Here is a 26,513-nt window from a genome sequence, read left to right on the forward strand (position 1 = left end):
GGCTTCTGAACGGCCTGGCACATTTCAAGCAATTACCGTTCGTTTGGGAGACAAAAAATAAGCCCCCGAGTTATTATACCCTTTCTCCTCGGGGGCGTGCAAGCCGTGCTATGCGGCAACTATCTTGCTAAGGTCGGCGACCCCGGCGGCCAGCGCCGTGATGCTCTTCAGGAGGGCGAGTCGGTTGTTGCGGACGGCGACATCGTCGACCATGACCATCACCTGGGTGAAAAAGGCGTCGATGGGATCGGCCAGCCCGGCTATCACCTTCAGCACGCCGGCGTAATCCTTGGATGCGCTCAGAGCGGCGATCTCCTTGCGGGCGCCCTCCAGGGAGGCGTACAGGACTTTTTCGCCGTCAGCGGCAAACAGGGCGGGGTCGATGGCGTCGCCGGCGGCGTTCTTGGCCAGGTTGCCGGCCCGGGTCAGCGCCTGGACGGCCCGCTGCATGGCTTCGGTCGCGCCCACCTCGGCGAGCGCCTTGGCACGCAGCCAGGCGTCATAGACATCGTCGGTATCGGTCGCCAGCACGGCGTCGACCATATCGTAGCGCACCCCTTCGTCGGCAAGGACGTTTTTCAGGCGCAACCGGAAGAACTCGCCGATATCCCCGCAAAGCTTGGCGCGGCGCTCCTCGCCGCTTACGGCGAGCAGGTCCATGGCGGCGGCGGCCAGCGCTTTGATCGAAACGTGATAGCGGGCGGCGATCAGGATGTTCACGATGCCCAAAGCCTGACGGCGAAGGGCGTACGGATCCTGGGAACCGGTGGGGATCAGGCCGCGGCTGAAGGTCGCGACAATGTTGTCGAGCTTGTCGGCAACGCTGACCATGCGGCCGGCGGGCGTTTGAGGAAGGCTGTCGCCCGCGAACCGCGGCAGGTAATGCTCGAACACCGCTTCGGCTACCGCGGGCGCTTCACCGCTCAGCTTGGCGTACTCGCGGCCCATCACGCCCTGCAGTTCGGTGAATTCGTACACCATGCCGGTGACGAGGTCGGCTTTGGCGAGATGCGCGCCGCGTCCGATAGTGGCCAGCTCCGCCTCCGGCAGGCCGGCCTTCCTGGCGATTTCGGCCGCCAGCTTCTCCAGGCGCACCGTCTTGTCGTACATCGTGCCAAGGCCTTCCTGGAAGACGATCGTTTTCAGCTTCGCGACCCGGTCGGCCAACGGCACCTTCTTGTCCTCCTCGAAGAAGAAGCGCGCGTCGGCCAGCCTTGCTTTCAGCACCCGCTCGTTGCCGTGGCGGACGATATCGATGTAATCCTGGCCGCCGTTGCGGACGGTGATGAAAACCGGCAGCAGCTTTCCGTCGGCGGCGAAAACAGGGAAATAACGCTGATGCTCGCGCATCGGCGTGATGACCGCCTCAGGGGGCAGGGCGAGGTACTTCTCCTCGAACCGCCCGCACAGTGCGGTCGGATATTCCACCAAATAGGTAACCTCCTCCAGGAGATCCTCGTCGATGACCGCCGTACCGCCCTGCCGTACGGCCAGCTTCTCGACCTGCTCGCGAATCACCTGGCGGCGGAGGTCCTGGTCGACCATCACGTGATTGGCGGTCATTTTGGCAAAATACTCGTCCACCGACGCCAGCGCGACCGGCCCCGTGCTGAGGAAACGGTGGCCGTGGCTGACGTTGCCGGCGGCGACTTCCGCGAGGGAGAAGGGGACAACGTCGCCCCCGAAGAGGGCCACCAGCCAGCGGATAGGCCGCGCGAACCTGAGGTCCAGGTCGCCCCAGCGCATGCTCTTGGGAAAAGCGATGGCGGTGACGATCTCCGGCAACAGCTCAGGCAGGATGTCAACGACCGGCCGGCCGGTCTCGTGAACGACGGCATACACATAGCCATCCTTGACGACCAGGTCCTTGACATCCACGCCCTGGCCGCGGGCAAAGCCCTGCGCGGCCTTTGTCGGAACGCCGCTGTCGTCGAAGGCGATCTTCACGGCGGGTCCCTTATTCTCGCTGTTGCGGTCGGACTGCTGCTCGGCCATCCCCCTGACGATCAGCGCCAGGCGGCGGGGCGTGCCGAAAGTCTGCACCTCGCCGCAGGCGATGCGGCGCTCAGTGAACTTGGCTTTGGCGATGTCGGCCAGTTGGGCTAGCGCAGCCGGCATAAACTTGGCGGGAATCTCTTCACTGCCGATTTCCAGAAGCAAATCCTTGGCCATATTATTTCCCCCCTTTCAGAAGCGGGTACCCCAGCTTCTCCCGCTGTTCCAGGTACCCCTGGGCGCACAGGCGGGCCAGGTTGCGGACCCGTCCGATGAAGGCGGTGCGCTCGCTGACGCTGATTGCGCCGCGGGCGTCCAGCAGGTTAAAGGCGTGGGAGCACTTCAGCACGTAATCGTAGGCCGGCAACACGTAGCCAAGCTCGACGATCCGGATGGCTTCCTTCTCGTACATGTCGAAGAGCGTGAACAGCATGGTCGCGTCGGAAAGCTCGAAATTGTAGGTCGACTGCTCGACCTCGTTGCGGTGGAAAACGTCGCCATATGTGATGCCCTCCACCCACTCGACATCGAACACGTTCTCCTTGCCCTGGATGTACATCGCCAGCCGTTCTAAACCATAGGTGATCTCGACCGCCACCGGCTTGACGTCGATGCTGCCCACCTGCTGGAAGTAGGTGAACTGGGTAATCTCCATGCCGTCCAGCCACACCTCCCAGCCCAGGCCCCAGGCGCCGAGGGTCGGCGATTCCCAGTTGTCCTCCACAAAGCGGATGTCATGCTTGTCGGGATCGATGCCCAGCTTTGCCAGGCTCGCCAGGTAGAGATCCTGAATATTGGCCGGGGAGGGCTTCATGATGACCTGATACTGGTGATGCTGAAACAGACGGTTGGGATTGTCGCCGTAGCGGCCGTCGGCCGGCCGGCGGGACGGCTCCACATAGGCTACGTTCCACGGCTCGGGGCCGAGGGCGCGCAGGAAGGTGGCCGGGTTCATCGTGCCGGCGCCCTTCTCCACATCGTAAGGCTGTTGGATGATGCACTTCTGCTGGGCCCAGAAGTTCTCCAGGGTCAGGATTATCTCCTGAAAAGTCACTGTCATCGCCTCCTGAAATCAAATAAAATACTCCCGTCCCGTAACATATCGTTACAGGGACGGGAGTTTTCTTCCCGCGGTTCCACCCTGATTGGCCCTGAGGCCCGCCTTGATTTATGGCGGGGTTTACTATCCCTTTCGGAATTTCCTCCCGCGGCTTGGGAACGCCTTCGTCCGCCTGCGCCGGGCTTGCACCCTCCCCGGCTCGCTGGGTTTGGCCGACTACTTAATTCCTTCATTGCCTTCTGTTGCTATAATAGCATAGCAAATTTGCCCTTCCCTGTCAACGTTACAAACTGCCGCGCGGCCCTTCCCGGTCGTCAGTTGGCCGCACCTCTGTCACCTCGCTGCCGCCGTCACTCCGGACAACCTCAATGGTGCAGCGCTTGAAGACGGCCACCAGCACGCCCAAAGCCGCCAGCTGCGGCAAGAAAACGGCGCTGATCGCCCCTAACGTCACAGGAATTTCCACCAGCGTCTTGCCGTCCTGCTTGACGCGGATCTTGGTGACATTGCCCTGGTGGATGAGCTCCTTGACCTTATCCACGACCTCGCCGGACTTCACCGAAAATTCCTCCGTCCAACCGCCCGGCTTTTTGGACTCCAGGTCGATCAACGCCTCCAGGACACTGCCGCCCGCGCGCTCCAGCGCGTCCTTGGCCTCCCGGTAGGATACTCCGGTGCGTTCGCGGATCGTATCGATCTTTTCGAGGGTAATCTCTTCCATTGCTTTCCCTCCTGCTGCCGTTTCGCTTAGTGTCCCCGCCCGCCGCCCGTTTTATCCTGCGCCAGCGTCGCGATGAAGGCCAGCGACTTCAACGGCTTGTCCAGCCGCCAAGTGAGGAACTCGCCGAGCAGACGCTCGGTTTCCATCAGAACGGCGCCGGTCACCGAAAAGTGCCCTGGTTCGGCGAGGTCGAGGTCGAGCATGCGGGCGAGAAAATCCCGGCCGTCCTGCCCGAATGGCGTAAGATGCGGCTCGCCGCAGGCGGCGCAAACCCCGCCGCCGGCCGCGGCGTCGAACCGGGCCGGAAACGCAAGTTCCCGGCCGCACGCCACGCAGTTCTCATACTCCGGCCGGAACCCGGCCAGCGCAAGGAGCTGCAGCGCGGCCGCCAGGGCGGTCACCCTCACGTTGCGGCTCGCCAGCAGGGCGAAGGCGGCCAGCAGCAGGTCGAAAACCGCCGGCTCCGGCTCCCGCTCCGGCCACAGCTCGGCCACCAGTTCGGCCAGCAAGGCCGCGTACGCCATCCTGTCGAGGTCTTCGCGCAGTTCGCGGAACGACCGCCTGACGACGCACTGTTTGAGCGCCCCGATATTCTTCTCCCCGGCCAGCGCCAGCTCCACATGGGCGAAAGGCTGAACGCAGCCGGCCAGCTCGCTCCGCGGTCGGCGGGCCCCGTAGGCCACCGCCGAGAGCTTGCCGTGTTCGCGGGAAAATAAAGTCACCATCCTGCTGGTGGCGTCGTAGTCCCTCACCGCCAGCAGGATGGCCTCGCAATTGTATACGCCCATGCGGCGCTACTCCCGGCCGAGCCCGGCGGAATCCGCCGCGTCGCCGCCGCAATGCCGGTAAAGCAGATACGCCCTGATGTCACCGGTACTGAGAAAAATCTCCCACATCAGTTCCCTTAGCAATACGCGCACATCCCTTCGGTGTTTTGCGCAGCGGGATCGCCGGCTATGGCAGGTCGCTCCTGCCCGCGTCCTCACCGGAGTCCTCGTCGCCGTCCACTTTAAGCGGCACAGCCTTAACCCTCACGACCCGGAAGCCGTTTACCTGGAGGACGGAAAAACGATAATCGCCGATATTCACTTCGTCGCCAAGCTCGGGACGGCGACCGAGAAGGCCGAAAATATACCCGCCGAGCGTGTCTTCCTCATGCTCTTCGAGGCGGATGTTCAAAAGCTCGGATACATCGTCGAGCAGCACCCGGCCGTCGAACTCGAAGCTGCCGTCGGGAAAGCGCTGGATTTCCGCCTCGCCGACCGCGTCGTGCTCGTCCTGGATGTCGCCGACAATCTCCTCCAACACATCCTGCAGGGCCACCAGGCCCGCCGTGCCGCCATACTCGTCGGCCACCACCGCCATATGGGTGCGTTTGCGGCGCATCGCCTGGAGCAGCCTGGCAACCGACATGCCCTCAGGTACCACGAGAATCTCGCGCATGACGGTACTCAGGTCCTTCTCCCCCGGCCCGCACATATCCAGGTCCATCAGGTCGCGGATATGCACCATGCCGATGACATGATCCTTATCCTCCACACACAACGGATAGCGGGTGTGGCCGGTCTCCTTCACCGCCCGCATATTCTCCTCGAACGGATCGTCGGTGAACAGACACACCATATCCTGGCGGGGCACCATGACCTCCCTCGCCAGGCGGTCGGCAAAATCAAAAACATTGTCGATCAGTTCGCTTTCCATCTGGTCGAGCACGCCGCCACGGTGGCTGGCGTTGACAATCATCCTGAGCTCTTCCTCGGAATGGGCCACCTCGGCCTCGCTGAGCGGCTTGATACCCAACAGACCCATGATGGCGCGAGCCGCCTTGTTGAACAGCAAGATGACGGGATAGCCGACCTTATGGAAAATGAACAGCGGCCAGGCGCAGAAGAGCGCCAGCGCCTCGGCGCGCTGAATGGCCAGAGCCTTGGGCACCAACTCCCCCAGCACGATATGCATGAAAGTGATGACGGTGAAACCCAAGGCGACACTGATAGTATGCACCAGCCAGGTCGCCCCCGGCAGATACTGGTAGATCAGCGGCGCGATCAGGGCCGCCACGGCCGGCTCGCCCAACCAGCCCAGGCCAAGCGAAGCCAGCGTAATACCGAGTTGGGTCGCGCCCAGATAGGTATCGAAGGTCGATACGATTTCCAGCGCCAGCTTGGCGCGGCTGTTCCCCTGAAGGGTAAGCTCCTCCAGCCTCGTGCGGCGGATCTTCACCAGCGAAAACTCGGCGACAACGAAAAAGCCGTTCAAGAGCACCAGCAGCAAGGCGGCCGAGAAAGCGACGAGGCTATTGATGGACGAGTCGATAGCGCATCTCTCCCTAGGGTTTGGTCACTCCGCCGCGCGGCATCACAGTGCCGGCGGTCAGGATGTACTGCAGCGCGCTTTCGCTGGTCACGTCTAAGGGTATTATATCCCGCTTCGGCACAATAATATTAAAGCCCGCAGTCATGTTGAGGCTCATGGGTATAAAGACGCAAACGCTCTCCTCGCACAAATTGCGGGCGAGCGGCGCCGACAGCTCGGTCATCACGAAGCCCAGCGTCTTCGCCCCGGGATGGGGAAAAGGCACCAGCACCGCATGCTTGAACATGTTCTGGGACTCGAACACCGCTGTCGACAACTGCTTGACACTGTTATAGATAAACTTGAGAATGGGAATCTTCGAGAGCGCCTTTTCGCCCACCTCGATGCACCGCCGCATAACCCAATGGGAGGACAGCCAGCCCACCACCAGAATAATGGCGATAACGGCGACCAGGCCGAAGCCGGGAAACTTGACCGGCAGGTGACGCCCGAGAATCCTCTCGGTGATATCCAGTATCTGAACGACGACGAAAAAGGTAATCGCCATCGGCACAATGACAATCAGACCGTTGATAAAATATCTGGACAGGTTCTTCATAATTCACCCCTTGAACTCATCATAACATCGGCGATAACTGCGGTCAATAAAATAAAAGAGGCCGCCCTCCGGCAGCCCCCGTTTCGTCAACTGAAATTCAACACATTTCTCTTACGCGGCGGAATCACGGCATCGATAACATCGTCGACGGTGATGATGCCCACCAGCTTATTATCGCCGTCCGTAACCGGCACGGCCAGCAGGTCGTACTTGCGGATGATGCTGATGGCGTCTTCCGTCGGCGCCTCGTCGCCCACGGTAATGATGCGGGTCCGCATGATATCGGCCAGCCTGGTTTCCGGCTTGGCGATGATCAACTCCCGGAGCGACAGCACACCCGCCAGGTGCTCCTCGGCATCGACCACGTAAATGTAATAAATCGTTTCCGCCTCGGGGGCCAGCCGCCTTAGCTCGTTGATGGTCTCGTCGGCGGTCAGGCCTTCCGGCAGCGCGATATACTCGGTCGTCATCAGGCTGCCGGCCTCGCGTTCCTCATACTCGCGCAGCTCCTCCACCTCGGCGGCCTCCTCGCGCTCCATCAGCTCGAGAAGTTCCGCCGCCGTGTCGTCCGGCAACTCATTGAGGACGTCCGCCGCGTCGTCGGAAGCCATCATCTCCAGAATATCGGCAGCCCGATCCTTGCTCATGCCCTCAAGGATGGAGGCCTGCATCTCCGTCTCCATCTCGACCAGCGTCTCGGCGGCCCGCTCGTTGTCCAGCGTCTGGAAGATGGCCGACCGCTCCTGGGTGCCGAGATCGCCGACGATCTGAGCGATATCGTACGGATGGAGGGCGGCCAGCTTGCCCTGGGACACCGACAGCTTGATCGCCGACAGGTCGGGGGTGATGAGATCGACGTTGCCCCACGAAATGAGTTTCTCCGGCAGGCTGCGGCCCAGCATGCCCGCCACCCGCCGCAGGGCTCGCTCGGCCCCCAGCCGGCGCACCAGGCCGCGGAAACCGATGTCGACAGCCACCAGGCGGAACCCGTCGTTCACCTGGGTGATTTTAAGGTCATTGACCCGCACCACCCTGGCCCCGTCGGTATCGACGATCTGGCGGTCCAGCAGATCGCGGCACAAATACAGCTCGTCGCCGGTCAGATCGCCGTGGCTGACGTCTTCACGCACGATGTTGAGAGACACGATCTGCTTATTAAGCATCGCCACATGGTCATCGCTTACGACCACCGTCTCCCGGCGGCGCTTCACCTCGACGCCGCACACCTTCGGAAAACCCGCTTCCGGCTTTATCAGCACGTCCCCGACCCGACCCACGCGATTGCCTACCTTGTCAATGACCAACTTGTCGATCAACTCGCTGACAAAAACCTCAGTAAACGGCTGCATTCCGGTTTTCTCCCCCTGCCCGTACGGCCGTTGACAGCCCCCGTCTGCGTTGCCCACGCAAGGGGCGGAAGCAATTCTAGGCGCTAAAGCGCCAAGAACTTACGCACTTGATCCTGCGCGTGCTCGCACAGCAGATGACTTGAGTACGCCCCGCTCGCATGCTCGGTCTGACCAGCATCCGGGGACTTCCGGACGGCCGCTCCAATTCTACTAACACTCTCTACTCATACCCGAGGGATTTCAGAACCCCTTTTCGGTTGCGCCAGTCTTTTTTTACCTTGACCCACAGATCCAGATACGTCTTCGACCCCAGAAGATTCTCCACGTCGATACGGGCCAGGCGGCCTGCTTCCTTCAGCACCGCGCCGCCGGCACCGATCACGATCCCCTTCTGCGAGTCCCGCTCCACATAGATCACCGCCCGCACATACAGATCGCCGTTATCCCGCGTCGCCACCTCCTCGATATCCACCGCGATGCTGTGAGGCACCTCCTCGCGGGTAAGCTGCAACACCTTCTCGCGGATAAGCTCGGCGATCAGCAGGCGCTCGGGCTGGTCGGTAATCATATCGTCGGGGTAATACTTCGGCCCGGGGGCGAGGTATTTCTTGATTTCCCCCGTCAGGCCGTCGAGATTGGTACGGGCCAGCGCCGACACGGGCACGAGGGCCGTGAAGCTCCGCTTGGCCGCGTAGCGCTCGATGATCGGCAACACCTGTGCGCGGGGCAGCTTATCGATCTTGTTGATAACGAGGATCACCGGCGTCCGCACCTCCGCCAGGCGCTCGAGGATATACTCCTCCCCCGGCCCCGGCTCCTCGGTGGCGTCAACCACGAACAGCACCACATCCACCTCGCGGAGCGTGTTCTCGGCCGTACGCACCATGTACTCGCCCAGCTTATGGCGGGGCTTGTGGATGCCCGGCGTATCGATGAACAGCACCTGGGCGTCCGGCAGGTTGAGGATGCAGAGAATCTTATTGCGCGTCGTCTGCGGCTTGTCGGACATGATGGCGATCTTCTGGCCGACAAGGGTGTTGACCAGCGTCGACTTGCCCACGTTCGGCCGGCCGACGACGGCGACGAACCCCGACCTGAAAGCATTGTCTTCCTTCATAGGCACGTATCATTCCTCCGGCAAATCGGCTTTCTCGAAGGCGTGCGGCAACAGCTCCGCGAGCGTCACCGTCCGCTTTTCCCCCCTGGTATTGCACATTATAACCTTGTTTATACCGAACTCGGCCATAACCTGGCGGCAGGCGCCGCAGGGCGAGGCTGGCAAGGCCGTATCGGCCGCCACCGCCAGCGCGGCGAGCCGCTTCTCCCCTTCGGAAATCGCCTTGAAAATCGCCACCCGCTCGGCGCACATCGTCAGGCCGTACGATGCGTTCTCCACATTGCTGCCGCTGTAAACGCGGCCGCTCTCCCCCAGCACCGCGGCGCCGACGGCGAAGCGCGAATACGGGGCATACGCCCTGTCGCGGGCGTCCAGGGCGGCGTTTATAAGCTTCTCGTCTTCCATAGAGTCCCCTCCCCTTACATAATGCGTGGCGCGAACAACACGTACGCCACCACCAGCGACATCAGGGCGACCACCAGCACGCCGCCGGCGGCGACATCCTTAGCTACCTTCGCCAGCGGATGGTACCCGGGGGACACGATATCCACCAGCGCCTCGACCGCCGTGTTGAACATCTCCGCCACCAGCACGGCGGCGATCGTCAGCGTCAAAACTCCCATCTCCGCCCCCGTAAGGCCGAGGCGGAAGCCGGCAGCCAGCGCCAGCACCCCGGCCACGGCATGGATTCTCAGATTGCGCTGGGTGCGAAAACAGTAGGCCACGCCGCTCGCGGCGTAGCTGAAGGCTCGCAGCAGGCCTGCCAGGAAGTTACCCTCTGCCGATTTTTTCATCATGCCAGTTCCACCATTTCAGCCGCTCCGGCTCACGCCCCGTAAACTCCCCTACAGAACGAAGGCCGAGGTCCCAAAAGTCCTCGGCAATTCTCGGGCCCGACACCGGGAATGCGCCTGAACTCTCACAGGATTGTTCCGCGGACGTCTCCGGCCATCAATTTCCCTCACGGCCGATGCCCAAAGCAGCGAGGATCTGCTCCTCGCGCGAGCGCATCGCGGCCTTATCGTGCTCATCCTCGTGGTCGTAGCCCACCAGGTGCAGCATCCCGTGGACAGTAAGGTAAGCCATCTCCCGCTCCAGGCTGTGGCCGAATTCCGCCGCCTGGCGCTCGGCCGTCTCCAGGGAAATGACGATATCGCCCAGCAGGGCCTCCTCCGGGCCGCCCTGCACCGCCGGCTCCTCCCCCTCGTCGAGAGCGAAGGACAGCACGTCGGTAGCCGCGTCGATCCCCCGGTAGTCCCGGTTGAGCTCGCGGATATAAGCATCGTCGGCAAACACCACGCCGACCTCGGCGTGGGGCGATATGCCCAGCTCCCTGGCCGCCTCAGTCAGGACGGACGTCACCGTCTCCTTCACCTTCGGGGCAGGCTTCCTCTTTTCCGGGACACTGCTTAGGATTATTTCCATTCTTCGTCTTCTTCCTCTCCAGTTCCTTCAACGCCTCGGGGTATTCGATCCGCGAATGGAACACGCTCGACAGCACGCGCACGAAAACATCGCCGATAGTGTTCAGATCCTTGAGAGTGAGATCGCACTCGTCCAGCTGCCCGTCGTGAAGGCGCTCGCGAATGACCTTGCGGACGGTGGATTCGATGCGGTTCACGTTGGGGCGCGACAGCGAGCGCACCGCCGCCTCGCAGGCGTCGGCCAGCATCACCAGCGCCGCCTCCTTGCTTTGCGGGCGCGGCCCCTCGTAGCGGAAATCGGCTTCGATAATGCATTCGCCGTGTTCGTTTTCGGTCGCCCGCCGGTAAAAATAAGATACGAGCGTCGTGCCATGGTGCTGCTGTACGATATCGACGATCGGCTGCGGCAGCTTGTAATCGCGGCAGAGGTCCAGCCCGTCCTTGATATGCGAGGTCACGATCAGCGTGCTCAGAGACGGGGCGATCTTATCGTGGGGATTCTCGCTGTCCGCCTGGTTTTCGATGAAGAAATAGGGCCTTTTAATCTTGCCGATATCGTGATAATACGCTCCCACCCTGACCGTCACCGGATCGGCGCCGATATTGCCGGCGGCCGTCTCGGCGAGATTGCCCACCAGCAGGCTGTGGTGATAGGTGCCGGGAGCGTCGAGCAACAGGCGCTGCAGCAGCGGATGGCTTGGGTTGGCCAGCTCCATAAGCTTGACCGGGGTGGTGATGTTGAAGGTGCTCTCAAGATAAGGCAAAAACCCGATGGTGATAACCGCCGAAGCGATGCCGCTCACCGCGCCGTAGACTCCCTGCAGCATAATCTGCGCGCCGTTTACCTGTTCGAGAAAACCGGTGGAGCCTACGGTGACGAAATTCATCGCCGCGATCCACAGGCCGGTTCGCGTCAGGCTGTAGCCGTGACTGGACTTTGAAACGCTGTAAACGCCCGTCAGGCTGCCGATAAGAGCCACCGCCACCGCCCTGAGATCGTTCTCGACAATCACCCCGAACATCACCGCCAGGGCAATGCTGATGAAAACCCCCAGGCGGGTGTCGATAAGAATGGCGGTAAGCAGCGCCCCGGCCGCGATCGGGGCCACAAAGTTGGAATAGTAATGGGCCGCCTTGCCGAACAGCAGCGTAAGCAGGATGATCAGCCCCAGCAGCACCATGTGGAGATCTTTGGCGTAAACCTCCGGGGAAAACTTGTACAAATAACCGATAATCAAACCCATGACCACCAGCACGAAAATCGCCAGGCCGAAAATGCGGACCTCGCTGATACTGCCGCGATGAAGGCCGAGTTCCTCCATGGCGTAGATCTGCTCGGCGGTCACGATATCGCCCCGCCGCACCAGCACCTGACCCTTCTTCACCGTTTCCCGCACAGGCTCGGTGCTAGCCAGGGCGGCCTGCTTGCGCTTATCCGTCTCGCGCACGTTCAGGACAAAATTCGGCTTGACCAGCGTCTGGGCCAGGCCGATGACCACCGCCTCGGCATCCTTGCCCAGGCCAAGCTCTTCGACATCCAGGGCGATATTTTTGCGGGCGGCGTCGAGGCCATCGTCACGGATGCCGCGCTGCAGATATTTGCGCAGGACGCTCTTGGTCTGCTCCTCAGCCTTGGCCAGTTCCGCCTCGTTCAGACTTGCCAGCCCTTCCACGGCCGGCGCCGGCAGCGACAAGGGCAAAGTAGCTTTAAGCTTTACGGCCTTCTGGTCAGGGTCGGTCAGCGTCTTGTCGACGGCAACGGCCCGTGCGGCGCGGAAAACGGCGCCGGTGCTATCCTCGGCCTTGGCCGCCACCGTAACGTCGAAATCGTAGACACTGGCCACGCTGGCCAGCACCTCCGCCTCCAGCTTCTTGGTCTTGATCTGATCGACATACGAAACGGTCCGGGGAGCGATGACGTCGCGATCGCTCACCTGGCCGACCTGGAAGGAAATCTTGTCCGCGATGAAGTCGGCGGACAGGATTATCATATACAGAGAAAAAAACGCCATAAACAACACGATACGGCGCGAAAGCGGTCTGGCATGCATGCTGTTAGGCTGGGAGAACAATTCCCTGAGCTTATTCTGAAGGGATGACATCTTTTTTCATCTCCACTCGCCAGGGACGAACCCTAGCCCGGATTTGAAGCCTCGTAGCGCTCGTAGGCCTTGATGATACGGCCCACGATCTCGTGCCGCACCACATCGCTCTCGTTAAGGAAGATGGCCTCTATGCCGCGGACGCCGGCCAGCACCGCCTGGGCGTGCTTCAGGCCGGACGAATTTCCCGTGGGAAGATCGACCTGGGTGATATCGCCGGTGACGACCATCTTCGAGCCGAACCCCAGCCTGGTGAGAAACATCTTCATCTGCTCGGGAGTAGTGTTCTGCGCCTCGTCGAGGATAATGAAGGAGTCGTCGAGGGTGCGGCCCCGCATATAAGCGAGCGGCGCCACCTCGATGATGTTCTTGGCCATGTATTTCTGGAAGGTATCGACGCCAAGGATGTCGTACATGGCGTCGTATAACGGACGCAAATAAGGGTCGACCTTCTCCTGGAGGTCTCCTGGCAAAAAGCCGAGCTTTTCCCCGGCCTCGACCGCCGGTCGGGTGAGGATGATCCGCTCGACCTCCTTGTTCTTCAAGGAAAAAACTGCCATAGCGACGGCAAGATAAGTCTTCCCGGTTCCCGCCGGTCCTATTCCGATCGTGATAAAGCTGTTGCGGATCGCCTCCAGATACAGGCGCTGCCCGAGCGTCTTGGGCTTGATGTGACGGCCGCGGGCGGTTACCAGCACCGTGTCGGCGAACATCTGGTGCAGGTTCTCCTCCCGCCCCTCCTTGACCATGCGGACACTGTAGCGGACATCGTGGGCATTTATCTGGTTACCCTGGCGATACAGGAACGACAACTCGTTGAAAAGCTTGGTCAGCAGCTCCACTTCAGTCCGGCTGCCGGTGATGGCGACCTCGTCGCCGCGGGCTACGATACGGCTGGAAAAATTCTCGCCGATAATGCGCAGGTGTTCGTCGCCGTGGCCGAGGATGGCCACCGCCGCCTGGGCGTCGGACAACTTGATCCGCCGCTCTTCTTGGTCGTTAGGCAAAGAAAGCGTGCCTCCTAATGCATGTTGATGTTTATAGTCTGCCCGATATCCTCGACAGTTTCCACCGTCACCTTGACGCGGACAAGCCGGGGCTCGGCCGTCTGCAGCGTTGCGACATCACGCGCCAGCACCTGAGCCCCTTCGGGAATACGGTCCTGAACCGCGGCCAGCGCCTTGCCCCTGGCAATGTCGCGTGCCTCTCCGACCGTTATCTCGTAACTTTCGGCAACCAATTCGTGGAAGATATCTATGATAGATTCGACGGCAAAATTGCTATTCCTGCCCCCGGACAGCTTTTTGTGGACCACCTCGGCCTCGAAGCGGGGAAAGGGCTGCTCATCCGCCTTCTTAAGCACCAGCTCCCGCCCGCCGGCCCGGAGCGAAACCGCGACCGCCTTACGGCCGGTACGGCGGAGGACCTCCTGGGTAAGGCTCGCCTCGCCATAGCCCTCATACCAGACCCTGGCCTTCACGATCCCGGCGGCGCGGATAAAAGCGGCCGGAACCTTGCCGGCCTGCGCCTGCTCATTGGCCGCCGGCGGTTCCTCGACGATACCCTTTATCAACAGATCGCCGCGTTTGACGGTATCGCCCTTCTTCACCGCCGGCTGGCCGGCGATCGCGATAACCTCGGTTATCACGCCGTCCTTGGCTGCGATGACATCGGCCGGCGACTTATCCTCCGCCTTGGGCAGCGTCTTCTCGACCACCTCGATCAGCGCCCTCGTCCCGGTAAGGTTGACTCCCACCCAGGCCAGTTCCGGCAGCGCCAGCAGCATCTCCTTTTCCACTCCCTTAAGATCGACGGCGTCCTTGGCAACCCCCGGCCGAAGCCCGCGCTCCGCCGCGGCAGCCAGGATCAGTTCGCCGGCCACCTCCTTGTGGCCGCTGACATCGACAAACCAAACCCTCGCCGTCAGCAGGTTGAGGAGAATGAAAAACAGCACCGCCCCGACAACCAGCATTTTGCGGCGTCTGATACGCTTGACGGTGAAAGGAAAGCCGGCATGCCCGACCGCCTCCACCCGGTTGCGGCTCAGGCGGGCGAGCGGCCTGATGCGGAAAAAATCGGGCAGGCGGAGGCTCGCGTACATATTGTCGTTATGTTTTGTGATCCCCCATAAAAAAATGCCCCGTGCCAGGCATAGATTGATAAACCTTTCCGGAACGGCGCCGCTGATTTTCACCCTCACGGTGCCGTGCAGGTAGTTGGTCAGCCGCAGTGTCAGCATCTCGGACCACCTCAGACCTCATACTTGATTTCCATGACGGTACCCTCCACGAGAAGCTGCTCGGCCTGGAAATTGCCGATGGTGAGCTCGGCGCCGGCCACATACAACTCGCCCTGGCTGAGCTTGATGCGAACGAGCGAACCGGTGTACTCGATAATTCCCTTGTGATTCTCGACCAGCAACTGCTTATTGCCCAACATGGTGATCCGCGGCAGGTCGAGCACGATATCGGCCGGTATCTCCAGTAGTCCGGCCAGCGTCTGCAGATTGCCCTTGCGGCGACGTTGCATCAATCTCACCCCCATACCACAAATTTATTGCACTGATCTGGTGTTTAGTACAATTGAGGCCGTTGATAAGCCCCCATCTGCGGCGTTGTTCCGACGGGCGCTTGCTTACGTACGTTTCGAGTACGCGCGCTGCACGCCCGTCGGAGCCGCCTTGCATCTGGGGGCTTCTGAACGGCCTCGTCTATTCATTGTTTTGGGGGAACATCTTTTATCCCATCACCCCGTGGCAGCGGCCGAGGTAATCCTCGAACTTGTGCACCTTCACGGGAGCGGCAAACCGCATGTAATTCGTAGCCACCACCATCTCGCCGCAGTCGAGGTTCTTGATCTCGTTGCGCTGCTGGAGGATATCCTTGCGGCACATCGCCTCCAGCTTGCCGCGGTCGGCCTTCGACGCCAGACCGAGAATGAACAGTGTGTTAAGCTGCGACAGCACCTTGTCGGCTAAGAGACGCGGCTGCTGGTCGACCACGCACAGGCCGAGATTGAACTTGCGGGCCTCGCTCACCAGGCGGGCGAACACGTTGTTGCTGCTGTGCTCCTTCCTGCCCAGGAACCGGTGAGCCTCCTCAAGCACGATGAGCACCGGCTTGACGGCGCGGCGGTCCGTCTCCGTCTTGGCGGCGTAATGACCGAGCAGCTTCTTCGACAGCAGCGTCGACAGCGCCAGCTCCCCGACCGGCGAAACATTCTTCAGCTCGACGAGCACCACCTTGCCCTGTTCGAGCTCGGCCATCATATCGCCCACCACCGACTGCCCGCCTTCCTCGATATTCAGCTCGTTCTTGACATTCCAGCAAACACTCTTGATCTTGCTGATCGTCGGCGACTGAAACTTCTGGCCGGTGCTGGCCTTCAGCTCGTCGACGATATCGGCGGTATCGTACTGCAGCACATCGCGCACCCAGTTTTCGGCCAGCACTGACGACAGCTTGTAGATGGCGTCAAACTGCGGCTCGGTGAATGTAGCGCACGCGGTTATGTCCTCCGGACCGACCTCGCCGTAACTCAGCGTCAGCCGGCGGGCGTATTCGGCCTGGGGATTAGCGTTATAAACGGCAAGGCGGTCCTTCACCCCCGGATGGCGGGCAAGGTCGCGGTAATACTCGTTGTGAACATCGAAAACCAGCATGCCGTAATTGCCGTTGTCGATGACCGAGCCTGCCAGCACCTTTACCAGATTGCTCTTGCCCGACCCGGTCGTGCCGAAAATGCCGATATGCTCGGTAATCGCCTTGGACCCGTAAATGCCGACCGGCAGCTCTAAAACGCCGCGGCCGCTTTTCAAAAAACCGATCTCGAGATCGCCCTTCATCTCGGCGAGCAGGGCGGTATCGGCCGCGCTCAGGCCGCGCACCTCGCAGAAAAAGTCGGGGCAGGTCTTGGGGTTGAACAGGCGGCTCTCGGCATCGGCGTAGCAGAGCTGCTCGGCCATGCCGATCTTGACGGTATGATTGCCGCCGAGGTAAAACTCCAGTTCCTCCTGATTTTCCACCTTACCCTCTCCGTCAAGTTTGTTCATCAGGTAGCCTACGTTATTGATCCCCGACCAACGCGACTTCACCTTGAAGTCGTATGACCGGATATAAAACCGGTCGCCGCTCTTCCCTTCCACCACCAGGATGTCGCCGAAGTCGACATCCTGGCCCGGGGCCACGACAAACTCGACATAGGTGCCCTTGGCGTAAATCAGCCGGCCCTTGTAATCGCTCACGCGCATGCCCCCTTTCGCTGCCGCGGATAATGTGCGGACATTTTTTAGTGTACGCGGCCGGGCAGCAAAAAAAACAGGGATTTTTTGCGCCCTGCCGACCGCGTTTGCCGCCGTCGCCCCCTGCCATGCGACTCCTCCGCCGCCCGCCCTTGCCCGTCGCCCCTGAAAACTTCAACTACATAATTTTTATAAAACATCCCATTTCCGTGTTTTTATGTGGTATAATTACACTAAAATCATATTTTTTACAAGGTGGCAGCAGCATTGGTTAAAATATTCCCGGCAAGATTCATTGTTGATAACGAAAGCGTTGTTACTCATATGTGGGAATGGGTGAACGACAAAATCAAGGATTCGAAGGTCAGCCAAATAGTTCCCTTGGAAATGGAGCGGAGCGCTTCCAAGACTTCGTATATGCTTAAGGGGTTAATAGAAGTTCACTGCCGCGAAAACATCACCACCTCCGAGTTATCCGGCATCCTTCGGCCGTACCCGAACTTTATCCAGAACATCTATCTATCTTTTCAATAAAACACGAGCACAATCGAAAAACACTAGGGCAAACACCCTAGTGTTTTTTTGTTTTACTGTACCGTCCCGCTCCGCAGATCGGCGTAACGCCGCCGCTTGCCGATCTCTGAGAAAACCCGCGCCTCAGCGGCGGATTCTCCCCTGTGCCCAGGCCAGCGCCTGCTGATCCGTGGTCGGCCGGCTGAAAAGAAATCCCTGCGCGAAGTCGCACCCCAACGCCGTCAGGATCTTCCGCTGCAGTTCGTTCTCCACCCCCTCCGCCGTCACCGACAGTTTCATCTGATGGGCCAGCTTGATAATCGAGCCGACGATCGCCTCCGCCGACGGATTGGACCCCGCTTCAAGCAAGAAGCTCCGGTCGATCTTGACGGAATCGGCCGGCAACCGGCTCAGATAAGTCAACGACGAATACCCTGTGCCGAAATCATCCAGCGCCACGCGGACCCCCTGAGCGCGAAGACTGCGGAGCTTTTCCACCGAAAGCTCGAACGATTCGATCATTGCGGTCTCGGTAATCTCGATCTCCAGGCGGTCGGGCGGAAACGCCTCCTCGGCGAGAATCCGGCAAACCCGGTCGACAAAATTGGCCTGACTGACCTGGCGGGGTGAAACATTGACCGCGATTCTGACCGGTTCGCCGAGGGTCTGCGCGGCGCGGTGGCCAAACCTGCACGCGCCCCTCATCACCCACTCGCCGATCGACACGATCAGGCCGGTCTCCTCCGCCACCGGGATGAAATCTAGCGGGCTGACAAGCTCCCCTCCGCCCCTAGCCCAGCGGATCAGTGTCTCGAACCCGACGACCCGGCCGGTCGCCATGCAGAGCTGCGGCTGAAAATGCAGCACGAACTCCTCCTCCGCCAGCGCCCTGTGCAGCTCACCCTCGATCCGCATGCGCCGCAGGAAGGCGTCCTCCATATGCTGCTCAAACATCCGCCAGGTCATCTTCCCCGCCGCTTTGGCGCTATGCAGCGCGGTATCGGCCTTGCGCATCAGTTCGTCAGGCAAAGATCCGCCCGACAGAAGGGCGATGCCCAGGCTGCAGGACACCACGACCTGCGTCCCGCGAACGAACGCCGGCCGGTCGAACACCTGCATGATCCTCTCTGCCCAATAAAGATACTCACTCGGCTCACTCAGAAAAAACGCAGCCACGAACTCGTCGCCGCCAGGGCGGGCGACGGTGGCTTCATTGGGCATATTGTCCTTCAGGCGCGTGGCGATGTCGCGCAATAACTCATCGCCGAAAGCGTGGCCGCGGGAATCGTTGATAACCTTGAAATTATCGATATCCAACAGAAACAGCGCCCCGCCCCTGCCCTCCTCCCGGGCGGCGGCGATGATCCCCGCCAGCGCCTCGTAAAGCCCCGCCCTGTTAAGCAATCCGGTCTGAGCGTCGTTATACGCCATATAACGGATGCGCTCCTCCGCCTCCTTGCGCGGAGTGATATCGGTCAGCGAGCCGGCGACCCTCACCGCCCGGCCGTCCTCGAACAGCGCCTTGCCCTTGGCCTGCACCCATATCCAGCGGTCGGGGGTTATCAGAAAACGGTACTCCGCTTCATAATGCCTCGTCTTCCCGGCGAGATGCCGGCTCAACGCCGCCTCGTTGCGCAGGATATCCTCGGGATGGATGCGCTCCCACCAGAGATTGGCATCCTGTTCGATGGCGACGGCGGGCAGGCCGGAAATGCCCGACCAGGACGCCGAAACCGTCAGCCGGTTGCGGACGATATCCCAGTCCCAGATGCCGTCCTTCGCCCCCTCCATCGCCAGCCGGTAGCGGGTTTCGCTCGCGGCAAGAGCCCTGTTGCTGGCCTCAAGCTCGGCCATCTTCAGCTTCAGCGTGTCATCGGCGGCGGCCAACTGGCCGTACAACTCCTCAAGCTCCAGATAGCTGGCCTGAAGCTGCTCATGAGCCGCGCTGAGCCGTCCCTGGGCCTCCTTCCGCTCACCGATGTCGCGGGCGACGATCACGCAGTAACTACTGTCGTCGATATCGGCCCGGCTGCAGGACAGCTCCACAATCCTTTCCTGTCCGTCGCCGCAGGCCAACGTGCGTTCCTCGGCCGCTCCTCGTCCCGCCAGCAGCGCAAGCGGTTCGATCCCCAGCCTCTCCCGGATACAGACCGCAGTCGTTGTGGCCCCCTCTTCCCAGCCGAGACAGCGGCGCGCCGCCGCGTTGGCGTCCACGACCAGACCACCCGCAAGATCGACAAGAAAAATCGGATCGCGGGCCTGATCGAGCAACAGGCGAAACCGCTCCAGTTCGGACATGCGCTGCTGAAGCTCCGGATAATAACTCTTGCGGACCGAGGCCTCGCCCATGCCGATAAGCATCTCGCGGGTAAAGCTTTTCAGTTGATCGTCATCAGAAGGCGCTTTCATAAATAGCCTCCGTAGCACGCAACGACAACGCGCGGGGATTGGTAGCCATGCAAGCATCCTTGAGAGCCAAGGCGGCCAGCAGCGACACCGATGTCCTTTCCACGCCCAGGCTGCCCAGGGTCGCCGTTATCCCCAACCCGCGCCGGAAAGCCTCCACAGCCTCCCTCAGCGCGGCCGCGGCCGCCTCGTCGGTCATGCCGGCAAGCGACAGGCCGAAAACCCTGCCAACCGCCTGGTACTTCTCCCGGGCGGCCCCGTAATTGCCGGCGATCACCGGCCCGAGAAGAATGGCGTTGCACTCGCCGTGCGGCAGGTCGAGAAACCCGCCGAGACTGTGGGCCATCGCGTGGACCGCGCCAAGAATGGCGTTGGAGAACGCCAGGCCGGCCTGCAGACTGCCCAGCATCATCCTGCCGCGCAGACCGATATCGTCCGGCCTGGCGATTACCGCCGGCAAAGCGGCGTGAACAAGACGGATGGCCTCCATGGCGTGCAAATCGGTTATCGGCGAACCGGCGTTGGACACAAAAGCCTCCACGGCATGGGTAAGCGCATCCATACCAGTGCAGGCGGTAAGATAAGCGTCCATCGTCATCGTCGTGGCCGGATCGATCAGGCCTACATCAGGCACCGTAGCCTTGCTGACGATCGCGATTTTCGTCTTACGGTTCTCATCAAGGATAATGGTAAACTGGGACACCTCCGAAGCGGTGCCGGCGGTGGTGGGCAAGCAGATAAGCGGAGGCATCGGGCGGCCGACCCGGTCCACGCCCTCGAAATCGAGGATACCGCCGCCATTCGAGCACACAATACCTATCCCCTTGGCGCAGTCCATCACGCTGCCCCCGCCCACCGCCACCACCGCGTTGCAGCGCTCGCGGGCGTAGCAGGCGGCCCCGTCCGTCACCTCCGCGGACCGCGGATTGGGGCTAACGCCGTCGAAAACGACACAGGGAATGCCGTACTCCTCCAACGTCGCCACCGTCTCCCGCACCCAGGGCGTCCGGGCGTGGAGCACCTTGTCGGTCACCAGCAGAACCCTCCTGGCGCCGACGTTTTGGGCGTAGCGGCCGACGAGCTTCCGGGCGTCCAGGCCGAACACAAACTCCGGGGCAACAAACTTGCGCAATTCCAGAAACGGGTCCGCTTCAACAACACTTGTTGCTTCCATAATTGCACCCCATCTTATTGAACCTGGCAATTTATTCAATATTTCGACATCCGCCCGCATCATTCCTGCCGCCGGCGCGCGTCAAAAAACAAGCCGCCGGACTCGCCGGCGGCACCTGTCGACCTATTGCTGGTACGGACTCCGCAGCGGGCGCTTGCACCGCGGCGGCTGGATAATCTCCGCGAAAATAATGCCATTCATCACCGCCGCCTGATCGAGCCGGCCATCCCACGGCCGGGCCTCAGCAACAACCACCGCGGCCGGCGGCGAATCCTGGGTAAAACTCTCCTCAACCTGCATGGAAAGAGGCTCGGCGGCATGATAAGCCGTCACCGCGGGCTGAGAGCGTTCCTCAACCGGCACCGGACGTAGCGGAGGCTCCTCCGCCGGCCACCGCTCCCCGGTCGGCGGAACGCGGCCGGGAGCCGTCGGCCTGGTATCGACGGGCGGCGGCACCCGGTCGGGAATCTCCGGATACTTATATTCTTGCTGGCGCCGCCTCTTCTTCAAGATCTCCGGCACAAGGTAGAACAAGATCATCAGTATGACGGGTACGATTAGCTCCCCCATAGCGCCGCCTATTTCTTATCTTCGGGCTTGACCGACTGCGCGGCCGGCCCGGCTTTGCTGATCGTCTCACGCATCTGGGTATCGGCCAGGATATTGTTCATATTATAATAATCCATCACCCCGAGACGGCCTTCCCGGAGAGCGACGGACAGCGCCTTGGGCACATCGGCCTGGGCTTCCACCACCTTGGCCTGCATCTCCTGGGTGAAGGCCCGCATCTCCTGCTCCTTGGCCACAGCCATCGCCCGCCGCTCCTCGGCCTTCGCCTGGGCGACGCGCTTCTCGGCTTCGGCCTGATCGGTCATCAGTTCGGCGCCGATGTTGCGGCCCACATCCACGTCGGCGATATCGATCGACAGAATCTCGAACGCCGTCCCGGCGTCCAGGCCCTTGGAAAGCACAGTGCGCGAGATGTGATCGGGGTTCTCCAGCACATCCTTGTGATCGGCCGCCGAACCGACGCTGGTGACGATGCCCTCGCCCACGCGGGCGATGATCGTCGCCTCGCCGGCGCCGCCCACCAGACGGTCGATATTCGCCCGCACGGTTACGCGGGCCTTGACTTTAAGCTCGATGCCGTTCTTGGCCACGGCGGAAACGAACGGCGTCTCGATCACCTTGGGATTGACGCTCATCTGTACAGCCTCCAGCACATTGCGGCCGGCCAAGTCGATGGCCGCCGCACGCTCGAACGGCAAAACTATTTGCGCCCGGTGGGCGGCGATCAGGGCGTCGATGACGCGGTCCACATTGCCGCCGGCCAGGAAATGGGCTTCGAGCTGGTTGACGTTGACGTTAAGCCCGGCCTTGTTGGCCTTGATAAGCGGCATCACGATCTGGGCGGGAGGAACGCGGCGCAGCCTCATGCCGATAAGCGTGAATATCCCCACATGCACACCGGCCGCTATGGCCGAAATCCACAGCCCCAGGGGCACGAAATGCAGGAAAAGGGCCAAACCGATGATAAACAGAACCAGAACAAACACACTGCTTAATAAAGTCGCCATAAACACTCTCCTTCGATACTATTCTTGGCTTTCGACGGGGCGAACTACGATGCGGTTGCCGCTCACGCTCACCACCTTGACCTTGGTTCCGGCCAATATGTACTGGCCTTCCGACACAACATCCAGATGAGTGCCGGCAATATCGACAACCCCCGCCGGCCTGAGCAGGGTCAGGGCGACCCCCGTCCGGCCGAGGTAGACCTGGTAATCGTCGCTGGAAACAAACCCCGCGGTCGTCGTTTCGGAGTCCTTCAGAACGAGCCGCGCCCACAGGCGGCTGGAAGGCAGCCGCTTCACGATCAACAGGAAAACGCCGATCGCAATCACCAGGCTTATCGCCATCAGATTGAGCGCGGCAAGATCGCCGCCCAGCGTCAGGAAAAAACTCGCCAGGATGCATAAGATGCCGCCTAAGCCGAAGATGCCCATCCCCGGGGTATAAATCTCGATAACTATCATCACCGCGCCGGCGATAAACAGCGCGATCGTCACCCAGTCGGCCAGGCCACTGAGCCACTGGCTGGCGAAAAACAGCAGCACCGCGCCGAGGCCGACGAGAGCCCCCAAGCCAAGCCCCGCCGTCTTGATCTCGGTCAAAATCGCCAGGAAAATGAGCGACAGGAGCGCCGACTTAACCACCGGGTTGGACAACCAACTGGCCAGCTTTTCCGCCCAGCCCTGGTGGTATTCGACCACCGGCGCGCCGGCCAAGCCGAAATGCGCGAGCACATCGGCCCGGTCCGCGGCCACCAGATCGGCATACCCCACCTTGACAGCCTGATAATCGGTCAGGGCGAGAATCTTGCCCGGCTCGGCGTAGCCAGGCAGACCGAGCGTCTTGTCAACCATCGCCTCCGCCACCCGGGGGTCGCGGCCTAGCTTATTGGCGGTCGCGGCAAACTCCGCCTTGAGGGCGGCAATCGTCTTTTCAGTCGCCGGGATGGGTTCGGCCGCGCCGATGCTGCCGCCGGGCGCGATAGCGATCTTCTTGTGGGCGATGGCGATCAGCGCCCCGGCCGACCAGGCCCGGTTCTTGATATGGCAGATGGTCTCCACCGGAGCCTCGCTGATCTTATCGCGGATGACAGTGGCCGCGTCCACCAGGCCGCCGAAAGTATCGATCTCCACCAGGACCGCCCGGGCGTTCCTGGTCTTTGCCTCATTCATCGCCTTATGTACGAGGGCGGCCTGTCCGCCGTCGATCTCGCCCTTGATATTGATGACGATCACCGGACCGCCGGCGTCGGCGTAAGCCGCCGGACCGGCTGCCAGGGCAACTGCCAGGATCAGGGCCAGGATGAGTACGAACCGGCGCATAGCTTTCCTCCCAAGCTTATTATTGACTTAGTGTATTCGGCATTGCCCCCGGCCATTCCTGTCTGACGGCCGGAGCAAAGGGGACAATGTCGCCGCCCGACGATTACTTTTTTAAAATTTTGCAACTCTTTCAAACATTTTTATTTTTTTAAGGAAGCTTGACCATTCACTTTATATATGTTATTGTCTAGGAGCGTAATAGTGAAGCAAACAATCGCAACAGCATTCTTCTCTTCAGCCAGCAATCATCGCCGCAACTCACGCGTCTTTCAATGCACCACCCACCGCCGCAGCACACAGCCATCACATCCAGCCTATTCGCAGCAAGACACGCCACACCATAAGCCGCTTCACATTACAAGTTAGGCAGGTCATCACGACCTGCCTTTTTTCATGCGATAACCGCTGCAAAGCCTCGGGATTGACAGATTGACATCGCCGGCATTAAAATTTAGGGGAAATCCCTGTGAAAGGAGGCCAAGAGTGATGAACGCCGTTTTCAGCCGCCTGGCGGGTGACGTAAAATCGCCTGTTCGCGCGAGCGGTTTGCGCAAAAATTGGCTAAGTGTGTCCTTTTTTAAGCAAACCCTCACTGAAAACAGCTTCCGGAAACTCTTGGCCGTAAAATAAGAAGCGACTGCTTCTTTCCCAAAATTACGCGAAGACGCCGGTTAGCCGGCGTCTTTTCCTTTTCACAGGAGGCAAAAATTAAAACTATGGAACAACTCATCAGCTACAAGCAAATCGGGAAATTGGCGTTCCCGATCATCGTCGCCCAGTCGGCGGTAATCATAAACGGCATGACCGATCTCGCCTTCATCGCCCCCTACGGCACGGAAGCGATCGCCGCCGTGTCGGTCGCCAACGCTTTATGCGCCACCTTGTTCAACTTCCTGGAAGGCTTCAGGATCGGCACAACCGTTCTCGTCGCCAAGGCCACGGCCGCGGACGACGCGGCAAAAGCGTCAGCCGTATTAAACAGCGGGCTTTTTCTGGTCGCGCTGGTCGGCGTCGTCGCCCTCGCCTTCGCCCCCTATGTCGGCTCCATCGTCTACGACATCGCCGGCGACGGACAGATGAAACATCACGGCGCTGACTACTTGACGGTGTGGCTCTGGGCAGTGCCGCTCATACTGGCCTCTTACGTGCTTGCCGGCCTGTTCAGGGGCCTGCAGGACACGAAAACGCCCCTATACAGCACCTTTACCGTCTGCCTGCTGAATATTTTCTTCGACTACCTCTTCGTCCGCGGCGGCTTCGGTTTTCCCGTCCTCGGCGTGAAAGGAGCCGCCTGGGGAACCCTGCTGGCCAATCTTGCCGGCCTGCTCATACTTGCCTGCCTGGCAGCCAAGAAACCCTTGACAAGCAAACACATCAACATCAGGCAGCCATTCCTCGGACACATCCGGCAATACGCTGCGCTCGCCGCCGATATTGGGCTCAACACAGGCTTCACGCTCCTGGTCCTGCTTATTTTCGTCTGGGTAATAAAACCGCTGGGCGCGACCGCCCTGGCGGTCCACCATATTACCCTGCAGGTCTTCAACCTTGCCTATCTTCCCGCCGTCGGCTTTCTGATCACGGCAACAATCGTCGTGCCGCGGCTGGCGGGGCCTGACCGCCAACACCTTTTGCGCCCCACGGCGGGCCGGATATGCGCGATGAGTCTCGGGGCAATCCTTGCCATAAGCAGCCTGCTCTTCATCTTTTCGGCCGCTGTCGGCAGTTTCTTCAGCCCCGCCGACAGCCTGGTGGCCAAACAAGCGTCCGCGACGATCCAAATCGTGTGCCTCAGCCAATTGTTTTCCTCCGTTTACATGGTTATGCGCGGAGTGCTGACCGGCTGCGGCGATACCCGTTTCCTCGTTTACGAAGGCTGGATATCGGGCTATCTCGTCTTCCTGCCCCTGGCCTATCTTCTGGCCGTAAAAGCAGGCTACGGCATCTACGGCGGCTACACGGCCTTCCTGTTGTGGTGCGCCACGGACTGCGCCGCGCTTGTGTGCAGGTTTTTCCTCCGCAAGGCGCCCGCCGTATAGCCGCAGGCCGCCAAACCCGAAGCCTCGCCGCCTCGACACCGCAAAACAAAAACCGGTATCCGTACGGATACCGGTTTTTCATCTCATTCACTTGTTCAGCGCGTCCTTGACCATGGCGTTGACAGTCTTGCCGTCGGCGCGTCCCTTGACCTTCGGCATCAGGGCGGACATAACCTTGCCCATATCCTTAGGCCCGGCGGCGCCGGTCTGGGCGACAGCCTCGGCCACCAGGGCGCGGACTTCCTCATCGCTGAGCTGTTGGGGGAGATAGCCCATCAGAATGCCGATCTCCTGCTCGAGCCCGGCTACCAAATCGGGCCGGTTGCCCTTCTTAAACTCCTCGAGCGAGTCGCGCCGCATCTTGACCTCCTTGGCCAGGACATCCAGCACTTCCTCGTCGCCGAGTTCCTTCTTGCGGTCGATCTCGACATTCTTGATGCTGGCGCGCACCATGCGGATGACGGAGAGGCGCAGCTTGCCGGCCTCCTTATCCTTCATCGCCTGTTTCATGTCTTCAGTGAGTCTTTCCTTGATCGACATGGCGGAAACCTCCGGAACTTCTATC

Annotated in this window: 26 protein-coding genes; 3 read left to right on the forward strand and 23 right to left on the reverse strand. The window is 60.9% G+C overall.

What is annotated here, in order from left to right; translation table 11 throughout:
* Window positions 1-108 precede the first annotated feature (108 nt).
* The 17 genes from glyS to Q4T40_11905 all read right to left on the reverse strand — a co-directional run bounded on the left by glyS (window position 109) and on the right by Q4T40_11905 (window position 16,931).
* On the reverse strand, window positions 109-2,172 hold the full coding sequence (gene glyS, locus Q4T40_11825; GenBank protein ID MDT8901933.1) for a glycine--tRNA ligase subunit beta: 2,064 nt from the start codon (window positions 2,170-2,172) through the stop codon (window positions 109-111).
* A gap of 1 nt (window position 2,173) precedes the next feature.
* Window positions 2,174-3,049: a glycine--tRNA ligase subunit alpha gene (gene glyQ / locus Q4T40_11830; protein MDT8901934.1), complete on the reverse strand. Its 876-nt coding sequence runs from the start codon at window positions 3,047-3,049 to the stop codon at window positions 2,174-2,176.
* A gap of 289 nt (window positions 3,050-3,338) precedes the next feature.
* Window positions 3,339-3,776 carry a DUF4342 domain-containing protein gene (locus tag Q4T40_11835; protein ID MDT8901935.1) on the reverse strand — a complete coding sequence of 146 codons (438 nt, stop codon included), beginning with the start codon at window positions 3,774-3,776 and terminating at the stop codon, window positions 3,339-3,341.
* A 26-nt stretch (window positions 3,777-3,802) separates the two neighbouring features.
* Complete coding sequence (gene recO / locus Q4T40_11840; GenBank protein MDT8901936.1) at window positions 3,803-4,564, reverse strand: DNA repair protein RecO; 762 nt, start codon at window positions 4,562-4,564, stop codon at window positions 3,803-3,805.
* A gap of 6 nt (window positions 4,565-4,570) precedes the next feature.
* Window positions 4,571-4,687, reverse strand: coding sequence for a YqzL family protein (locus Q4T40_11845; GenBank protein MDT8901937.1), 117 nt, complete (start codon window positions 4,685-4,687; stop codon window positions 4,571-4,573).
* Between the two features lie 43 nt (window positions 4,688-4,730).
* Complete coding sequence (locus Q4T40_11850) at window positions 4,731-6,041, reverse strand: hemolysin family protein (protein MDT8901938.1); 1,311 nt, start codon at window positions 6,039-6,041, stop codon at window positions 4,731-4,733.
* Between the two features lie 64 nt (window positions 6,042-6,105).
* Window positions 6,106-6,690 (reverse strand): DUF502 domain-containing protein, encoded by a 585-nt coding sequence (locus Q4T40_11855; GenBank protein MDT8901939.1) that lies wholly within the window; start codon window positions 6,688-6,690, stop codon window positions 6,106-6,108.
* Between the two features lie 86 nt (window positions 6,691-6,776).
* Window positions 6,777-8,039, reverse strand: a complete 1,263-nt coding sequence (locus tag Q4T40_11860; protein ID MDT8901940.1) for a CBS domain-containing protein — start codon at window positions 8,037-8,039, stop codon at window positions 6,777-6,779.
* A gap of 220 nt (window positions 8,040-8,259) precedes the next feature.
* Window positions 8,260-9,156, reverse strand: a complete 897-nt coding sequence (era, locus tag Q4T40_11865) for a GTPase Era (protein MDT8901941.1) — start codon at window positions 9,154-9,156, stop codon at window positions 8,260-8,262.
* A gap of 9 nt (window positions 9,157-9,165) precedes the next feature.
* Window positions 9,166-9,561 carry a cytidine deaminase gene (locus Q4T40_11870; GenBank protein MDT8901942.1) on the reverse strand — a complete coding sequence of 132 codons (396 nt, stop codon included), beginning with the start codon at window positions 9,559-9,561 and terminating at the stop codon, window positions 9,166-9,168.
* A gap of 14 nt (window positions 9,562-9,575) precedes the next feature.
* Window positions 9,576-9,953, reverse strand: coding sequence for a diacylglycerol kinase family protein (locus Q4T40_11875; GenBank protein ID MDT8901943.1), 378 nt, complete (start codon window positions 9,951-9,953; stop codon window positions 9,576-9,578).
* 154 nt (window positions 9,954-10,107) lie between these two features.
* The gene (gene ybeY, locus Q4T40_11880) at window positions 10,108-10,581 is read right to left on the reverse strand and encodes an rRNA maturation RNase YbeY (protein MDT8901944.1); all 474 of its coding nucleotides are present in this window, start codon (window positions 10,579-10,581) and stop codon (window positions 10,108-10,110) included.
* A complete protein-coding gene (locus Q4T40_11885; protein MDT8901945.1) occupies window positions 10,499-12,682 on the reverse strand; it encodes an HDIG domain-containing protein in 2,184 nt (727 codons plus the stop codon). Before Q4T40_11885 ends, ybeY begins: the two co-directional genes overlap by 83 nt.
* Before the next feature lie 32 nt (window positions 12,683-12,714).
* Window positions 12,715-13,689, reverse strand: coding sequence for a PhoH family protein (locus tag Q4T40_11890; GenBank protein MDT8901946.1), 975 nt, complete (start codon window positions 13,687-13,689; stop codon window positions 12,715-12,717).
* A 14-nt stretch (window positions 13,690-13,703) separates the two neighbouring features.
* Entirely contained in the window at window positions 13,704-14,921 is a 1,218-nt protein-coding gene (gene yqfD, locus Q4T40_11895) for a sporulation protein YqfD (GenBank protein ID MDT8901947.1), read from the reverse strand.
* Between the two features lie 11 nt (window positions 14,922-14,932).
* Window positions 14,933-15,211 (reverse strand): sporulation protein YqfC, encoded by a 279-nt coding sequence (gene yqfC / locus Q4T40_11900; GenBank protein ID MDT8901948.1) that lies wholly within the window; start codon window positions 15,209-15,211, stop codon window positions 14,933-14,935.
* 208 nt (window positions 15,212-15,419) lie between these two features.
* Complete coding sequence (locus Q4T40_11905; protein MDT8901949.1) at window positions 15,420-16,931, reverse strand: ATP-binding protein; 1,512 nt, start codon at window positions 16,929-16,931, stop codon at window positions 15,420-15,422.
* A gap of 258 nt (window positions 16,932-17,189) precedes the next feature.
* Here Q4T40_11905 and Q4T40_11910 point away from each other — a divergent pair, with 258 nt between their 5' ends.
* On the forward strand, window positions 17,190-17,456 hold the full coding sequence (locus Q4T40_11910) for a hypothetical protein (protein ID MDT8901950.1): 267 nt from the start codon (window positions 17,190-17,192) through the stop codon (window positions 17,454-17,456).
* Window positions 17,457-17,579: 123 nt separating this feature from the next.
* Here Q4T40_11910 and Q4T40_11915 read toward each other — a convergent pair whose 3' ends face one another.
* The 5 genes from Q4T40_11915 to Q4T40_11935 all read right to left on the reverse strand — a co-directional run bounded on the left by Q4T40_11915 (window position 17,580) and on the right by Q4T40_11935 (window position 23,909).
* Window positions 17,580-19,844: an EAL domain-containing protein gene (locus Q4T40_11915; protein MDT8901951.1), complete on the reverse strand. Its 2,265-nt coding sequence runs from the start codon at window positions 19,842-19,844 to the stop codon at window positions 17,580-17,582.
* Window positions 19,828-21,015 carry an alcohol dehydrogenase-like regulatory protein ErcA gene (gene ercA, locus Q4T40_11920; GenBank protein MDT8901952.1) on the reverse strand — a complete coding sequence of 396 codons (1,188 nt, stop codon included), beginning with the start codon at window positions 21,013-21,015 and terminating at the stop codon, window positions 19,828-19,830. Before ercA ends, Q4T40_11915 begins: the two co-directional genes overlap by 17 nt.
* 123 nt (window positions 21,016-21,138) lie before the next feature.
* Window positions 21,139-21,585, reverse strand: a complete 447-nt coding sequence (locus Q4T40_11925) for a hypothetical protein (protein MDT8901953.1) — start codon at window positions 21,583-21,585, stop codon at window positions 21,139-21,141.
* Window positions 21,586-21,593: 8 nt separating this feature from the next.
* A complete protein-coding gene (gene floA / locus Q4T40_11930) occupies window positions 21,594-22,592 on the reverse strand; it encodes a flotillin-like protein FloA (protein MDT8901954.1) in 999 nt (332 codons plus the stop codon).
* Window positions 22,593-22,610: 18 nt separating this feature from the next.
* Window positions 22,611-23,909, reverse strand: coding sequence for an NfeD family protein (locus Q4T40_11935; GenBank protein ID MDT8901955.1), 1,299 nt, complete (start codon window positions 23,907-23,909; stop codon window positions 22,611-22,613).
* A 486-nt stretch (window positions 23,910-24,395) separates the two neighbouring features.
* On the opposite strand from Q4T40_11935, the gene Q4T40_11940 reads away from it, so the two are divergent.
* Together Q4T40_11940 and Q4T40_11945 are read left to right on the forward strand one after the other, a co-directional pair.
* Complete coding sequence (locus Q4T40_11940; protein MDT8901956.1) at window positions 24,396-24,539, forward strand: hypothetical protein; 144 nt, start codon at window positions 24,396-24,398, stop codon at window positions 24,537-24,539.
* A gap of 86 nt (window positions 24,540-24,625) precedes the next feature.
* Window positions 24,626-25,948, forward strand: coding sequence for an MATE family efflux transporter (locus Q4T40_11945; protein MDT8901957.1), 1,323 nt, complete (start codon window positions 24,626-24,628; stop codon window positions 25,946-25,948).
* A gap of 87 nt (window positions 25,949-26,035) precedes the next feature.
* On the opposite strand, the gene Q4T40_11950 is transcribed toward Q4T40_11945, so the two are convergent.
* Complete coding sequence (locus Q4T40_11950) at window positions 26,036-26,488, reverse strand: GatB/YqeY domain-containing protein (GenBank protein ID MDT8901958.1); 453 nt, start codon at window positions 26,486-26,488, stop codon at window positions 26,036-26,038.
* Window positions 26,489-26,513: the final 25 nt, after the last annotated feature.

The organism is Selenomonadales bacterium 4137-cl, from assembly GCA_032334055.1.
Lineage (GTDB): Bacteria > Bacillota > Negativicutes > Sporomusales > UBA7701 > Anaeroselena > Anaeroselena agilis.